The 14,870-nt window shown below is 48.0% G+C and carries 11 protein-coding genes; all 11 read left to right on the top strand.

Translation table 11 applies throughout. From position 1 onward, the window contains the following. Positions 1-20 precede the first annotated feature (20 nt). The 11 genes from WFI24_RS16885 (at position 21) to WFI24_RS16835 (ending at position 14,613) form a co-directional block, all read left to right on the top strand. Positions 21-872 carry a formate/nitrite transporter family protein gene (locus WFI24_RS16885; protein ID WP_336762605.1) on the top strand — a complete coding sequence of 284 codons (852 nt, stop codon included), beginning with the start codon at positions 21-23 and terminating at the stop codon, positions 870-872. Positions 873-887: 15 nt separating this feature from the next. Further along, positions 888-1,088 (top strand): hypothetical protein, encoded by a 201-nt coding sequence (locus WFI24_RS16880; protein WP_336762603.1) that lies wholly within the window; start codon positions 888-890, stop codon positions 1,086-1,088. A gap of 208 nt (positions 1,089-1,296) precedes the next feature. Then, complete coding sequence (locus tag WFI24_RS16875) at positions 1,297-3,360, top strand: molybdopterin-containing oxidoreductase family protein (RefSeq protein ID WP_336762601.1); 2,064 nt, start codon at positions 1,297-1,299, stop codon at positions 3,358-3,360. Positions 3,361-3,544: 184 nt separating this feature from the next. Continuing rightward, a complete protein-coding gene (locus tag WFI24_RS16870) occupies positions 3,545-4,768 on the top strand; it encodes an MFS transporter (protein ID WP_145325000.1) in 1,224 nt (407 codons plus the stop codon). 205 nt (positions 4,769-4,973) lie between these two features. Then, positions 4,974-5,888: a class I SAM-dependent methyltransferase gene (locus tag WFI24_RS16865; RefSeq protein WP_336762599.1), complete on the top strand. Its 915-nt coding sequence runs from the start codon at positions 4,974-4,976 to the stop codon at positions 5,886-5,888. 270 nt (positions 5,889-6,158) lie between these two features. Next, the gene (locus WFI24_RS16860) at positions 6,159-7,706 is read left to right on the top strand and encodes a response regulator (RefSeq protein WP_336762597.1); all 1,548 of its coding nucleotides are present in this window, start codon (positions 6,159-6,161) and stop codon (positions 7,704-7,706) included. A gap of 334 nt (positions 7,707-8,040) precedes the next feature. Further along, positions 8,041-8,901, top strand: a complete 861-nt coding sequence (locus WFI24_RS16855; RefSeq protein WP_235193717.1) for an ABC transporter permease — start codon at positions 8,041-8,043, stop codon at positions 8,899-8,901. A 15-nt stretch (positions 8,902-8,916) separates the two neighbouring features. Beyond that, the gene (locus tag WFI24_RS16850; RefSeq protein WP_076209737.1) at positions 8,917-9,786 is read left to right on the top strand and encodes a carbohydrate ABC transporter permease; all 870 of its coding nucleotides are present in this window, start codon (positions 8,917-8,919) and stop codon (positions 9,784-9,786) included. Between the two features lie 26 nt (positions 9,787-9,812). Then, entirely contained in the window at positions 9,813-11,462 is a 1,650-nt protein-coding gene (locus tag WFI24_RS16845; protein ID WP_336762594.1) for an ABC transporter substrate-binding protein, read from the top strand. 92 nt (positions 11,463-11,554) lie between these two features. Next, positions 11,555-13,312, top strand: a complete 1,758-nt coding sequence (locus WFI24_RS16840; RefSeq protein WP_336762592.1) for a sensor histidine kinase — start codon at positions 11,555-11,557, stop codon at positions 13,310-13,312. Then, positions 13,309-14,613, top strand: a complete 1,305-nt coding sequence (locus WFI24_RS16835; protein WP_336762589.1) for an ABC transporter substrate-binding protein — start codon at positions 13,309-13,311, stop codon at positions 14,611-14,613. Before WFI24_RS16840 ends, WFI24_RS16835 begins: the two co-directional genes overlap by 4 nt. The last annotated feature ends 257 nt before the right edge of the window (positions 14,614-14,870 follow it).

Here is a 14,870-nt window from a genome sequence, read left to right as displayed (position 1 = left end):
TGAAGGAGAGGATGAATGATATGGCAGCAAAAACACCTCTTGAGGTTGCACAATATACGGCGCAAACAGGAATGAAGAAGGCTCAATATCCGGTATCTTCTGTACTGGTGCTCAGTTTTCTGGCAGGGGCTTTTATCGCGCTGGGTTTTCTACTGGATATTCGAGTAATTGCTTCTGGGCCAGCAGAGTGGGGAAGCTTGGTTAATTTGATCGGTGCGGCGGTATTCCCAGTTGGATTGATTATGGTGCTCATTGGTGGTGGCGAGTTGCTGACGGGAAATATGATGGCTGTTCCACTCGCGACAATTGCACGAAAATTATCCGGGGGCAGCATGTTGAAAAATCTGACGTTAGTGACGATTGGTAACTTTGTTGGAGCTTTGTTTGTCGCGTATGCGTTTGGACATGTGCTTGGTCTGACTGGAGAGGGTGTATATCTGGCGAAAGTGGTGGATATGGCTGGACATAAGCTGCATGATGGATTCCTGCAGGCTTTTATCTCCGGCATCGGCTGTAACTGGCTGGTTGCGCTGGCCGTGTGGTTATCCTATGCATCCGATACGATGAGTGGCAAAGTACTAGGCATTTGGTTTCCAACGATGGCATTTGTGGCGATTGGATTCCAGCACGTTGTGGCCAATATGTTCCTCATTCCGGCAGCGATCTTCGAAGGCTATTATTCATGGGGACAATATGTAATGAATTTCATTCCGGTATGGCTCGGGAATCTGACTGGTGGGGCTCTGTTTGTAGCCGCAGCTTATTGGATGGTGTACCTACGTGAGTTGGAGCCAAAAGTGAAGCCAGAGATAGCAACATCAATCGAACCTATGGAGACGGAGGCTAGAGCGATGTGGAGCAAACAAGCATAGAGGGCATTGCGTAGCATGTGTGCACGTATTACAGAAGTGAAGACGATTCTGATCTTCTCGTTTCATGGCGAATATGCTGTGACGGAGAAGGTCGGGATCGTTTTTTGTATGGGGTCCTTGTTGGAATTCAACGCAAAGCAAATTCGCCATGACAAGGTTCGGGGGAACGAAACCTGTTCATGGCGAATTTCGGGAGTGGTCCATGATATGGCATGAGGAGGAAGTGGGGAAACACTAGCCTAATGCCTTATTTTTAATTTACCCCTGAATTCTGAAGTTGAATCAAACGACAAAACATTTTTTTGAAAATAATTTGAAGCTGCTATAGCGGCGAATATTAGGCGAAAATATACTGTTCTCTTTACGTGATAACCTCGAAGAAGATATGATATAGGGATAGCTTTTAAAGAGGGGGAGCCATACGATGATCGATCAGGAGAATGGGGTATTTGCAGCGGTATGCCCGCTCGATTGTCCGGACACTTGTGGTCTGTTATTACATAAAGAGAACGGTAAAATTGTGAAGGTAGCTGGCAATCCGGACCATCCGATAACGAAGGGTGCCATCTGTAATAAAGTCAGAAATATGACCGAGCGGGTGTATCACCCCGAGCGTCTACAATATCCGATGAAACGTGTAGGAGCCAAAGGCGAAGGCAAGTTCGAACGAATGAGTTGGGATGAAGCGATTCGAGAGATTACGACCAAATTCACTGCATTGTCCGAGACCTACGGCCCGGAGAGCATCCTGCCCTACAGCTTTTACGGCAACATGGGCATTCTTGGCGTAGACGGCATGGACCGACGTTTCTTCAATGCGCTAGGTGCGAGTGTGCTGGAGCAGACCATCTGTAATGCGGCCGGAAATACTGGCTGGAAATATACGATGGGCGCCAACCGGGGAACAGTGCCGGAAGATACGGAGCACTCGGATCTCATCCTGGTATGGGGCGGTAATATCGTCAGTACGAATATGCATCAGGTCGTTTTGGCGGAGAAAGCTCGGAAGAACGGCGCCAAGATTGTCGTAATCGACGTTCATCGTAATCGTACGGCCCAATGGGGCGACTGGTTTATTCCGCTGTACCCGGGCACGGACAGCGCACTGGCGCTGGGTTTGATGCATGTTCTGTTCGAACGGGGCCTGACGGATGAAGCGTTTATGCAAAAGTATACGGTGGGTCATGAGGCACTGCGTGATCATGTCTGCAGTTACACGCCTGACCGCGTTGCACGCATTACGGGCGTGCCGGAGGAGACGATTGTGGAGCTGGCGGAATTATACGGCAACGCCCAGGCCGCCCATATTCACATCGGCAATGGCCTCCAGCACCATGATAATGGGGGGATGAACGTACGTAGCGTTGCATGTCTGCCTGCCATTACAGGGCAATGGCTGAAGCAAGGCGGCGGTGCCGTTCGCACCAACAGTTACGCGAGCACGAATAGCGACGCGCTGGAACGTCCGGAGCTGCGGCAGAATCCGGAGCCGCGAGTGGTGAACATGAACCGGATTGGTGAAGCGCTGCTGGAAGCGGAGCAGCCAATCCGGGCCATGATGGTCTACTGCAGTAATCCACTGGTGGTGGCACCGGATACCGAGCGGGTAGAGCGAGGTTTTGCAAGGGAGGATCTGTTCACGGTTGTGCATGATCTGTTCATGACGGATACGGCCAAATATGCAGATATCTTGTTGCCAGCCACGTCATCATTTGAAGCGACGGACCTGTACACCTCCTATTGGCATCAGTACGTTCATCTGCAAGAGCCGGTGATTGCACCGATTGGGGAGAGCAAGAGTAATGTGGAACTGTTCTCCCTGCTTGGACAGGCCATGGGGTATGACCCTGTGATCTTCGGAGAAACGCCGGAACAGATGATTGAGGACGCACTTCAGGGAACGGACAACCCCTATATGAATGGAGTCACGTTGGAGGGACTGAAGGAACATCGATTCGTGAAGCTGGATATGACGCCACATGCTGCATTTCTGGATCAGCTGCCCACACCTTCAGGCAAAATTGAATTGTATTCGGAGACGATGGAACAGCGAGGGCTTCCGCCACTCCCTACCTATAGCGCGCTGGTTGAAGGATATGATGGAGAGAATCCGGCTGGACCTGCCGATACCTATCCATTGATGTTTCTATCGCCGCCAAACCATAATTTTCTGAACTCCACCTTCGGTAATTCAGCCAAACATCAGCGTTTGGAAAAGATGCCTCTATTGCAAATGCACCCCGAGGATGCCATCCGTAGAAACGTGGAGGATGGCGATGCAGTGGTCGTATGGAATGATCGCGGGTGCATCGAACTTACCGCCAAGGTGAGTGAAGCCATGTTGCCAGGAACCGTCATCAGCCAAGGCTTATGGTGGGATGGTGACGGCAAGAAACAGCGAGCGAATTCACTGACGTCCAATCGGTTGTCGGACATGGGGAACGGGGCTACCTTCTTCTCGGCCACTGTCGAAGTGAAGCGTCAATGAGTGTGCTTGCAGCGTGATTTTTTTGAGGTAAGATGAACAAAGGATATAACTTGAGTAGGGACTAAAGAGCAATAGATGTAACACTTCCAAAGGCCTTCGTTCTGGCTGGTTATGCCGTCAGGGCAAAGGCTTTTTTGGTATGTTAATACGTTTTTATGGTACTAAGGAGAATGGATTAGAGATGATGAGATGGCTGGATAACTATCCAAAAGAAGTGAGAATATTTTTATTAGCAAGTCTGGTTAACGCAACAGGCAGTGCACTGATGTGGCCGCTGACCACCATGTATGTGTTTGATGAGCTTGGACGGACGATGGCCAACGCCGGTTTTGTAATCCTCATTCAGTCCCTGGGTGGCATCTTCGGACAATTGCTCGGCGGTTCGTTATATCACCGGGTAGGCGTGAAGAAGCTGATCATTGGATCACTGGCGCTTAATGCGTTAGGTTTGTTTGCGCTGCCCTGGATTAGCGCGTATTGGGTTATATTTATATGTGCGATGGGCTGGATTGGCCTGTTCAGTTCATTGTCGCTGCCAGCGATTCAGGCCTTTATTGGCTTCCGGTTTGCGGAGCGACGCGGTGAATTATTCAATATTATCTATGTGGCGAACAATATCGGGGTGGCAATTGGTACAGCGCTGAGTGGTTTTCTGGCTGACTTTTCCTATCACCTCAGCTTTGTACTGAACGGGGTGACCTCAGCCGGGTTCGCGATTTTCTTCTGGTATTATCTGTCGCGAGTCGAACCGGATCAGGGGGAAGTACATCTGACCAAACGCAAAACCGTTCCCGATGGGCCTGGCGTCTGGGCACTGCTGGGCAATACCCGATTATATCTGTTTATGAGCTTGGGCGTGCTGTTCCTGTTATTCGGCAATTCCATCTGGAACACAGGCGTGTCCCCGTATATCATCTCTGAGGGTATGGAAAAAAGAATGTACGGTCTGCTCTGGACCCTGAACGGGGTGCTGATCTTTGTGGGACAACCTTTTACCAGCTGGGTGAAACGGACCATGGCCCGTACCTCCACTGCCCAGATGACGGCGAGTGCGGTATTCTATGGCATGGCCTACATTGTCATGATTACCATGTACAGCTATCCGGGCATGGTGCTTGCAATGGTACTTGCCACGTTTGGAGAGATGCTGATCTCCCCTGCGACGCCTGCCTTTATATCGGAGCATGCAGGCAGGGCAGCACCTTTTTACATCGGGATATCGGGTGGGATCGGTGCAGTTGGACGGGTTATCGGCCCCTATGCGATGGGGGTTATGTATGACAAACAGGGACTTATTCCTGTAGCGTGGCTGGCAACCGGCACAGCGGCGATTGCGGTACTTGGTTTTGTATTACACGCGGTGTTGAACCGTAATCGTGAGGTGAAGGAGTATGGGATGGACGCCTAACAGATCTCATCGGGTTGGATAGGATGCGGAAGGAAGAATGAGTTGAAGTGGACGGTAAATCCACTTTATTCGGTCTGCTCATCCGTAAATTATGGTTGACAAAAAAATATATTTATGCTATAATTTACATATAAAATTATTCCGTATATAATAAGATTCTCCTGGCCAGGGGAATCTTATTTTTGTTTGTAAGGGAGGAATAAGTATGAAGCAAAATGAATCCAGTATCACATCATTGATTTCGACTTTTGGCCGAGCCTATCACAGCCAACATGACACCCCCCTCATTTTCGATGATTTTTTGGCGAGATTGCTGATTTCTCCTGAAGAGTTTTCAGATATCAGCAATAACATGGTTAGAGGCATTCATTTTTTCAACCCGGATATGGCTCACGAGCTCAAGGACGACCCGGAAAAGGTTCTAAAATGGATTACCCAGGTACAGTTATCTCCAATAACTCTGGCTCGGGCCGCTTACTGTGAGCATGTACTTTTGCATGAAGTCGCGTTGGGATTGAAGCAGGTAGTCATTCTTGGCGCCGGGATGGATACGTTTGCTTTGAGGCATCCGGAATTGGAGGACACGCTGGAGATCATTGAAGTGGATTATCCGGCTACACAGCAATTCAAGAAGGAGCGGCTGAATCAGGCCGAGCTGACTATTCCGGACAATCTTCACTTTGTACCCATGGATTTTACGCGTGAGCTTTCGAATGACAGCTTGGCTCTTGAAGGTTTGAAGAAACGGAAGACGTTGGCTAGTCTCTTGGGTGTTTCGTATTATTTGCCCCAAAATGATCTGTTTAACGTGATTCGTCATGTGTTTGCGAACCTGCCAACCGGAAGCTCTATAGTTCTGGATTATGCAGATGAGCACCTTTTTGAGGAAAAAGGAATGTTTAATCGGGTTGAAAATATGGTTAAATTGGCTGCAATGGGTGGTGAGCCGATGCAATCCGGCTACGCATATGTGGAGATGGAGGCCTTGCTTGATGAAGCAGGGCTGCTTATTTATGAGCATCTGACTCCCGAGGCGATTCAGGAACAGTTTTTCCAGGATCGAATCGATCATCTAAGGGCATTTGAAACGATACATTTCATTCACGCAGTAAAAAAATAAATCGATCCGGGCATGTATGGTCACCTATATAGCCCGCATTTGCATAGCAGCGGCAAACCTTCACCCTGTGGCAGGGTGAAGGTCGTTTGGTTTGAACAAAGGACCAGCATAAACCCTGATTCGGTAGCCAATAACTTCGTACGTGATACAAATGTTCAACAATCAGACTTGTTAGGGTTCAATTCCATGTCATTCAACGTTCTCCTCTCTATTTGAGCATAATGCCCATATAATAGAATGGAACTGGTTAAAGGCAGGAGGATGCATACAATGTACAAGGTTTTGCTGGTTGATGATGAATTTATGATCTCGGACGGGATCTCCAGTGTCGTGAACTGGTCCCGATTAGGAACAGAACTGATCGGCATTGCTCAAGATGGATTGGAAGCGCTTGCTTCAATTGAGCGGCAACGTCCCGATATTATCATCTCGGACATTCGCATGCCGGGAATGGATGGCTTACAGCTGGTTGAAGCAGTGGCGGAGAAGTATCAGGATATCTCATTCATCATGCTCACGGGTTTCACCGAATTCGAATATGCGAAGACGGCCATGCATTATGGAGTGAAGCACTATCTGCTCAAGCCCTGCAGTGAAGAGCATCTTGTACAGGCTATTAGTGAATTGGTTAGTGAGAAGCGGGAGTTAACCGATCAGGAGCGTTTTGTGCAGTCGATCCAATATAATCTGGAGCGTGTACTGCCGCATGCCAAGGAATATTTTCTGAAAGAGCTGGTCACGAACAGAACATACGGGGTCAAGGAATGGAAGTATTTCGAGGAATTATTCGATGTACAGTTTCAGGATCAGCGTGTGCGGTTGTTGCTGGTAGAGATTGAGGGAGAGCATGAGTATTTGCACTTGTTCGCGGTCAAGAACATTGCCGAGGATATTTTTCACAATCCCATCTTAAGTGCCACGGTTGGGGGGCATGTGCTACTAATCATGGAGGACAAGTTGTCTGAAACGCAGTTGTTCCATAATATCGATGAGATTCGCGCCACATTTACCCGATATTATCATGATGATCTCACGATTGCGCTGAGCGAGCCAGGAGATCTTTCGCAGGCACGCCATTTGTACATGCAGACGCTGGTCTATCTCAATTACCGATTCTATCTCGGTGAGGGCAGTCTTATTATGGAGCGGGATATTTACTCTCCCGGGGAGCACAGTCTTCCTGAATTCGAATACGATCCGGAGCGGATGGTTACTGCAATCAAGGCTGGACACTGGCAGGAAGTTGGAACAGAGCTGAACCGGATGTTTCAGCTGCTTGCCAGCTTGCGATACGATATTTCCCAAACGAAGTCCTATCTTATTCAGATGTTTATGGAGATGATTCGACTCAGTGGCTCTGCCGAGATGAAAAGGTATATGGATCAGTTGCCAGGCATGATTGAAACCAGCACGCTACATTCTTTTCAACAGTTTCTGCTTGCCGTCGCCAAAGAAATCACCCTGCGTCGCTACGAACAACACCGATCCAGACAATCGCAGATGGTAGGTAGTGTGAAACAGTTGGTAGAGAAACGCTACAGGGACGAGACACTGACACTCCAGTCCATCGCCGGGGAAATATACATGAATCCAGACTACATCGGCAAAATGTTCAAAAAAGAAACCGGTGAGAAATTTACGAACTATGTGTTGAGCTACCGCATCCGTAAAGCATTGGAGCTTTTGGAGCAGGACGGGAACTACACTGTATCCTCGCTTGCTGAACAGACAGGGTTTGGCGCCAACTGGCCGTATTTCAGCAAAATGTTCAAGAAATACACGGGCTTCTCCCCTTCCGAGTATAAAAAAGTACCTTAAGACCAGCGTTGGTACCGGCTTCTGCATAGCTTACCTGTATATCCGATCTACATCTAATCTGTGATCGTGCCCTGTTTGCCATTCATCGGCAGCAGGGTCTTTTTTTGTCGGACAGAACTCGGTTTTGAACATCCATTTACCGGAAATGAGCATGGGAAGAAATGGTGCTCGCTTCTATCATTAGAAGTGTCATGTTAGTGAATCAATACCGAGAGTGGAGGGCGAGTGGATGGAGCTGAATCGAAGCCGGGGGATTGAACCTGGGCGTTTGAAGCCAGCTGGCAAATGGAGTTCGGTGAAAAAGGAACTTGTCCACAACAGATACGTCTATCTGATGCTCGTTCCTGTTGTAGCCTACTATCTGATTTTCAGCTATGGTCCAATGTACGGGCTACTGATGGCATTTCAGGAATCCTACAACCCGATCAAAGGAATCTTGGCAGGCGAATGGGTTGGATTTGACAACTTCACCATGTTTTTTGAAAGTTATTATTTCTGGCGACTGATTAAGAACACACTGATTTTGAGTTTTTACAGTATTGTGTTTGGTTTCCCGGCTCCGATTCTACTAGCACTGCTGCTGAATGAAGTCCGGAAAAAGTGGTTCAGAGGCGCAGTACAGACCATCAGTTATATGCCGCATTTTATTTCGGTTGTCGTCGTGGTCGGAATGTTGAAAACGTTCTCATCTCTGGACGGTGGGTTATTTAACGTCATTCGTGACTTTTTCGATCTGCAGCCGATTATGTTTCTGGCGGAAAAAGATATGTTCCGTCCGATGTACATCCTGTCCAACATATGGCAGGGTGCAGGCTGGGCTTCGATTATCTTTTTGGCGGCGCTCAGCGGGATTGATCCGCAGCTGTACGAGGCTTCCAAAATTGACGGTGCAGGTCGCTGGAGACAGCTGCTTCATATTACACTGCCAGGCATTATGCCAACGATTGTGATTATGTTAATTCTGCGCATGGGGGCAGTGATGAATGCAGATTTTCAGAAAATATTGTTGATGCAAACGGCACCGACCTATGAGACATCGGATGTCATATCCACCTTTGTGTATCGATCGGGTATTTTGGAGGGGAACTATACGTATTCAACCGCCATCGGACTATTTAACGGCGTCATTAATTTCGCGCTGCTCATTATCGCGAACGCGATCAGCAGAAAGCTTAATTCAACCAGTCTATGGTAATCGGAAGGTGAAGCGATGAAACAGTCTATAGGGGAACGACTTTTTGATGTATTTAATACACTGCTGCTCTTGGTGATCATGGTTTTATGCTTTTACCCGATGCTGTACGTGTTCAATTCTTCAATCAGCGACCCGGACCAGATGCTGCGTTCCCGTTCACTGATGCTCATTCCTGAAGGTTTTCAGCTGGGAGCGTACAAGTCGGTATTTCAGGATACTCGCATCTATACGGGATACATGAACACCTTGTTCTATGTTGTGGTGGGTACCGCCATCAATCTGCTCATGACTTCGCTGGCTGCATATGGGCTGTCACGCGGTGATCTGATGGGCAGAAAGACGTTGATGAAATTAATTACGTTCACGATGTTCTTCGGCGGGGGTATGATTCCGACTTTTCTGCTGATTCAGAATCTGGGCATGGTGGATACCCGTTTTGCGCTTATTATTCCGGGTGCCATCAGCACATTCTATTTCCTCATTATGAAAACAAACTTTGAGGGCATTCCGATTAGTCTGATCGAATCGGCGAAGCTCGATGGCGCGAATGACTTTCTGATTTTGTTCCGTATTGTGCTGCCCTTGTCGAAACCGATCCTGGCGGTCATGATGCTGTATTATGCGGTTGACCATTGGAATGATTATGTCGGACCGATGCTCTACCTGCGCAGTCAGGAGCTATATCCGATCCAGATTATTATGCGTGATATTCTGATCAGCAGCAGTACAGAGGCCATGGGTGCGGGCGCCGATACCGGCTTCGCCATTGGGGAGAACATCAAATATGCAACCATCATTATCTCCACGCTGCCTATTATGCTGGTATATCCGTTCATTCAACGTTATTTTGTTCAGGGCGCTCTAATCGGCGCTGTGAAACAATAAAAATGTAATCTATGGAGGCGAATGGTGTGAAAAAAAGAATGGGGTCCATCCTGTTGTCATCGCTACTTACCATGTCTTTATTAGCGGGTTGTACAGGTGATAATGAACCAGGTACCGCAGAGCCAGCAGAAGGAACAGAACCTGCAGTTCAGGCGTTGACCGAGATTCCGCTACCGATTACAAGTGAGCCATTTACCATCGACTACTGGCGCGCCAATGATGCCAAACTGACGGCTTCCTTGAACAATTTTGGCGATATGGCGGCTTACAAGGAAAAGGAGAAGCTAACAGGCATCCAAGTGAAGTTCACACATCCCCCGCTTGGACAACAGCGTGACCAGTTCAATCTGCTGATCTCCACAAAGGAGCTGCCGGACGTCATTTATTATAACTGGGCAGATGCCGTTGGCGGACCGGAAAAAATGATCAAGGATGGCCGAATCATCCGGTTGAATGAATTGATCGACAGTTATGCACCGAACTTGAAACGGATAATAGAATCCGATCCGGATGTGAAGAAGCAGATAGCTCTCGACGATGGGACAATCTATATGTTCCCGCTGCTGAAGCTGGATGCGTTGAAGCTGAATGCCACTTCCGGTTTAATTATGCGCCAGGATTGGCTTGAACAATTAAATCTCAAAGTACCTACGAACATTGATGAGTGGTATACGGTGCTTAAGGCATTCAAGGAACAGGACCCTAACGGCAACGGCAAGCCAGATGAGCTGCCATTCACCGGAAACTGGGGGCCGGGCAACCTGACCAAGCTTCATGATTTTGCTGCGGCCTTTGGGGTAATTGGTGGCTTCCAGATGAATGGAGACAAGGTGGAATTCGGACCGATTCAGCCGGGCTACCGTGATTTCTTGGAGACCATGGCCAAGTGGTACAAGGAAGGGCTGATTGATCCCGAGATCATGACCAATGACGGGAAAGCGTTTGACTATAAGGTTACCAGCAATCTGGCCGGCGCATATCAGGGTGGTGTATTCAGTGGCATGGGGAAATACTTCAATCTGATGAGAGATACCGATCCGAACTTTAACGTAACCGGCGTGCCGTGGCCCGTATCTCCGGATGGAACTTCTTATGCTACCTTCAATCTGGAGAATAAGGTACTAAGTTATGGTGAGGCCATTACGGCTTCCGCAGACGAAGACAAATTGAAATACATTGTTCAGTGGATGGACTACAACTATAGCGAAGAGGGTAGTGATCTGTTCAACTTTGGTATCGAAAATGACAGCTATGTTCGTGACGGGGAAGGTGTCAAATTCACAGATACCATCATTGATAATCCGAACGGTCTGACGTATGACCAGGCACTGGCTTCCTATGCCTTATCCATTATGGACGGTCCAATTAATCAGGATAGCCGTTACCTGGATGCCTTACTTTTTGACGATGGACAGCGCGCGGCGAATGCGGAATGGATGAAAGCAAGCTCTGCTTTAACGCTTCCCCCAATTCGTTTGTCAACAGATGAGGTGACCACAAGTACATCCATCATGAGTCAGGTGAATACGTATTTGAATGAGACGATGACTGCCATTATCAGCGGACAGAAGCCAATCACCGAATTTGACACCATGGCTGAAACGATCAAGAGCATGGACATTGAACGGGCGATTGAGGTTCATCAGGCTGCCTATGATCGATATCAGTCCAAATAATACGTAAGAAATCGAGCGCTAAAACTTTGGGAAAACCTTCCTGCATGTGATATACCTAGTAGTATCACGTGGTTCAAAGGAGCGCTTTGGTCATGACAGCCTACCGAAAACTGAGCATCAAAATGAAAATGTTTCTGATGATTATGTCCATGATGGCGTTTATCATCATCCTGGCGTTTGGGTCCTTGTACTATACGTACTCGGTGTATGACAAACAGCTATTTGATAAGTCGTCCCGTCTCCTGAACCTTTCCTCTTCTACAGTGGATGTTGAACTTCAAAAGTTGGAAGCGTTATCAATAAACATGATTTCCGATACGCAGATTCAAAGAGCTTTGAAGTCGTTGCTGGATGACGATAGTGCATATTCAAGCTTTATTGAACGTAAGAAGATCACGGACCGGTTATGGGAACATATTAGTGGGGCTGCACGTTATGTGCAGTCCGTTCACCTGATTGATTCCAGGGGAAGAGTGAATAAATATGGCGAGACACTCACCGTATCCCAGGAAAAATATGATCGGATGATAGCGGCTGCGGAGCAGGCCAATGGTGCAGTGAGATGGTTATACCCGGATGACGATGATCCGATGCTGGTTATGGTACGTCAGGTGCGAGCCTATGAACCGATGACCCTGGAACCGGTAGGTATACTGTTTCTGCGTATTAATATCGAGCGACTCGTTGAGGAGTATGCGGGCATTGACAGCCAGGACAGTGACATTATTTTAAAAGCAGGCAGTGAAGTTGTCTATCCCTATCGCCAGCTTCCGGAAGCGGTGTCCGCCGGACTGAATCCACTTCCAGGCAGTGGGGGATATGAGATCAAGAATCTGGATGGGAGGGAGATATTTCTTTCCCAGAAGAAATCCTCTTATACCGGCTGGGTTTATTACAATATGGCCTCTTACGATGAAATTTTTGAACGTATTATATGGTTGAAAAATATACTGATTGTCATCTATCTTATCGCAATTCTGGTCGTGCTTGCGCTCGGCATGGTCTTCGCACGCAGTCTGACGAGGCCGATCAGGCAACTCATCAGTCAGATGAAGGAGGTTCAGTATGGTGATCTGGAGAACATAGATGCCAATCTGTCCATTCCAACACACCACCACATGGATGAACTGGGATTGTTACAGCGCACGTATCGACTGATGATTACACATATTAATACATTGATCAAAGAAAATTATGCAAGCCAGCTGGTCATTAAGGAAACGGAGTTTAAGGCGTTGCAGGCACAGATCAATCCCCACTTTTTGTATAATGCGCTGGATTCGATCCATTGGCTCGCCAAAAAGAACAGGCAGGAGCAAATCTCCAGTATGGTGCTGTCACTCGGATATTTGCTGCGTTCCTCCATCAGCTTCAAGCAAAATATCATTACCATCGCTGAAGAACTGGAGATCGTCAACCATTACATCACCATCCAAACCTACCGTTTCCGGCAGCGGCTTGATTTTCGCATGGATGTGCCCGCTCCCTATCTGGGGTGTGCCATTCCCAAGCTAACCCTACAGCCCCTGTTGGAAAATGCCATTCAATACGGATTGGAACCACAGGTTGGATCATGTCTGATTCGAGTGTATGCCGAAATGTCAGGTGGCAGGCTAGCCCTTATCGTTGAGGATTACGGTCCTGGCATGGAATCTGAATATGTGGAACAAGTGCTTCGTGGAGAAGTGAAAACCAGAGGTACAGGTATTGGATTGCTGAATATCAGGGAGCGGGTGCGTCTAGCTTTTGGCGAAGAATACGATGTTATGCTGGAGAGCGAGCCGGGGCGTGGAACGAAAGTAACGGTACTGCTTCCACCACCATCACCAGGTCAGGAGGAGAAGCTATGAGAAGATGGATGCGAATGATAGGCATGCTCTGTCTTATACTGACTCTTCCTGGCTGCGTGAGTCAATTGGATCAAAGGCCAGGCATGATTGTGGAGGAAGAACCGATTACGCTGCGAATCGCTTGGTGGGGCGGGGAGTTCCGCAACAATGCAACGATAGCTGTTATCGACCTGTATGAGAAGTTGAATCCACATGTGAACATCGAATACGAATATAGCAGTTTCAACGAGTATTGGAGAAAACTTGCCCCGCATGCAGCAGGCAATGCGTTGCCCGACATTATCCAGATGGACATCTCCTATCTATCGCAGTACAGCTCGCTGCAACTGTTGGAGGATATGACGCCGTACATGCAGAGCGGACTGATTGATACAACAGATATTGAGAAGGAACAGCTGGAGAGTGGTAGCCTGAATGGAAAAACCTACGGGCTCAGTTTGGGGGTTAACGCCATGCTCAGCATCTATGATCCGGAAGTGTTGAAGGCCAATGATATTGAATTGCCAACGGAGACGTGGACATGGGCGGACTTTGACCGGATGGGCGAGCAATTACTGGAGAAGGGCATCTATTTGGGAACCTATTTCACACCGGAACAGTTTTTCGCGTATTACTTGAGACAGTATGGTTCCAAGCTATACGCAGAGGATGGCAAGGGATTGGGTTATGAGGATGATGGGCTGTTTATTGAATACTTTGGCAGGATGCAGCAGCTCGCGGAGAAGAAGCTTATTTTTGCACCGGATATCTGGACATCAGACATTGGCAAACCCGACAACGACCCGTTTTATCTGGGAGAGGCTTTGTTTAGCTGGGGGTATTCCAACCAATTTATCAGCACCGCTCAGCGTTATGGCAAGCCATTAACCATCTCCCCGATGCCTGGGCCAAACAGCCAGGAGGGGTTGTTCTTGAAGCCAGGCATGTTTTTCTCCATGGCGGGCAATTCCAGACATAAGGAGGAGGCTGCCAAGTTCATCAGCTTTTTCGTGAATGATTTGGAAGCCAATCTGCTGCTCAAAGGGGAGCGGGGTGTGCCCGTCTCATCCAGTGTCAAAGAGCGAATGAAGCTGCTGGTTGAACCGGAACTGGCGCAGGTGTTTGACTATATTGATTGGGTTGCCGATCACAGCAGCCAGATGGACCCACCTGATCCTGTAGGTGCAGCCGAGGTGACTGCGGTGTTACGTGAGTTGTATGATCTTCTGCTGTTTGGCAAAATTACGCCTGAGCAGGCGGCGATTGACTTTCGTGAGCGGGCGAACGAAATACTGGGTGGGAAGTTATATAAATTGAACTAATGGTTATTTACACTTACTACTCCGATGACAGAACAACCTTCTGATCGCTGTTATCCCCCGATTTTTTGAATTCCCTTTTTCAAAGGGGAAAATCCGGTGATAAAGGCGAAGCATATGCTTCCGATGCAGCTTTCTTTCAGAAAGCTTTTAGCTCCGCTTCTTCAGGTTATTTCTGTCCTCTGCGTTCTCGTGTAAATATGTAGTTCAATTTATATAACGAATAGTAAATATAAAGAACAACCTTCCCTCTAGTACAG

It is taken from the genome of Paenibacillus sp. USHLN196 (genome assembly GCF_037144955.1).
Classification (GTDB): Bacteria; Bacillota; Bacilli; order Paenibacillales; family Paenibacillaceae; genus Paenibacillus; species Paenibacillus xylanexedens_C.
Note: the sequence above shows the minus strand (reverse complement) of the source record. Positions and strands in the feature narration are given on the sequence as shown.

Coding starts and splice junctions, on each gene's coding strand:
- WFI24_RS16885 (WP_336762605.1), top strand. CDS start 21: ATGGCAGCAAAAACACCTCTTGAGGTTGCACAATATACGGCGCAAACA.
- WFI24_RS16880 (WP_336762603.1), top strand. CDS start 888: ATGTGTGCACGTATTACAGAAGTGAAGACGATTCTGATCTTCTCGTTT.
- WFI24_RS16875 (WP_336762601.1), top strand. CDS start 1,297: ATGATCGATCAGGAGAATGGGGTATTTGCAGCGGTATGCCCGCTCGAT.
- WFI24_RS16870 (WP_145325000.1), top strand. CDS start 3,545: ATGAGATGGCTGGATAACTATCCAAAAGAAGTGAGAATATTTTTATTA.
- WFI24_RS16865 (WP_336762599.1), top strand. CDS start 4,974: ATGAAGCAAAATGAATCCAGTATCACATCATTGATTTCGACTTTTGGC.
- WFI24_RS16860 (WP_336762597.1), top strand. CDS start 6,159: ATGTACAAGGTTTTGCTGGTTGATGATGAATTTATGATCTCGGACGGG.
- WFI24_RS16855 (WP_235193717.1), top strand. CDS start 8,041: ATGCTCGTTCCTGTTGTAGCCTACTATCTGATTTTCAGCTATGGTCCA.
- WFI24_RS16850 (WP_076209737.1), top strand. CDS start 8,917: ATGAAACAGTCTATAGGGGAACGACTTTTTGATGTATTTAATACACTG.
- WFI24_RS16840 (WP_336762592.1), top strand. CDS start 11,555: ATGACAGCCTACCGAAAACTGAGCATCAAAATGAAAATGTTTCTGATG.
- WFI24_RS16835 (WP_336762589.1), top strand. CDS start 13,309: ATGAGAAGATGGATGCGAATGATAGGCATGCTCTGTCTTATACTGACT.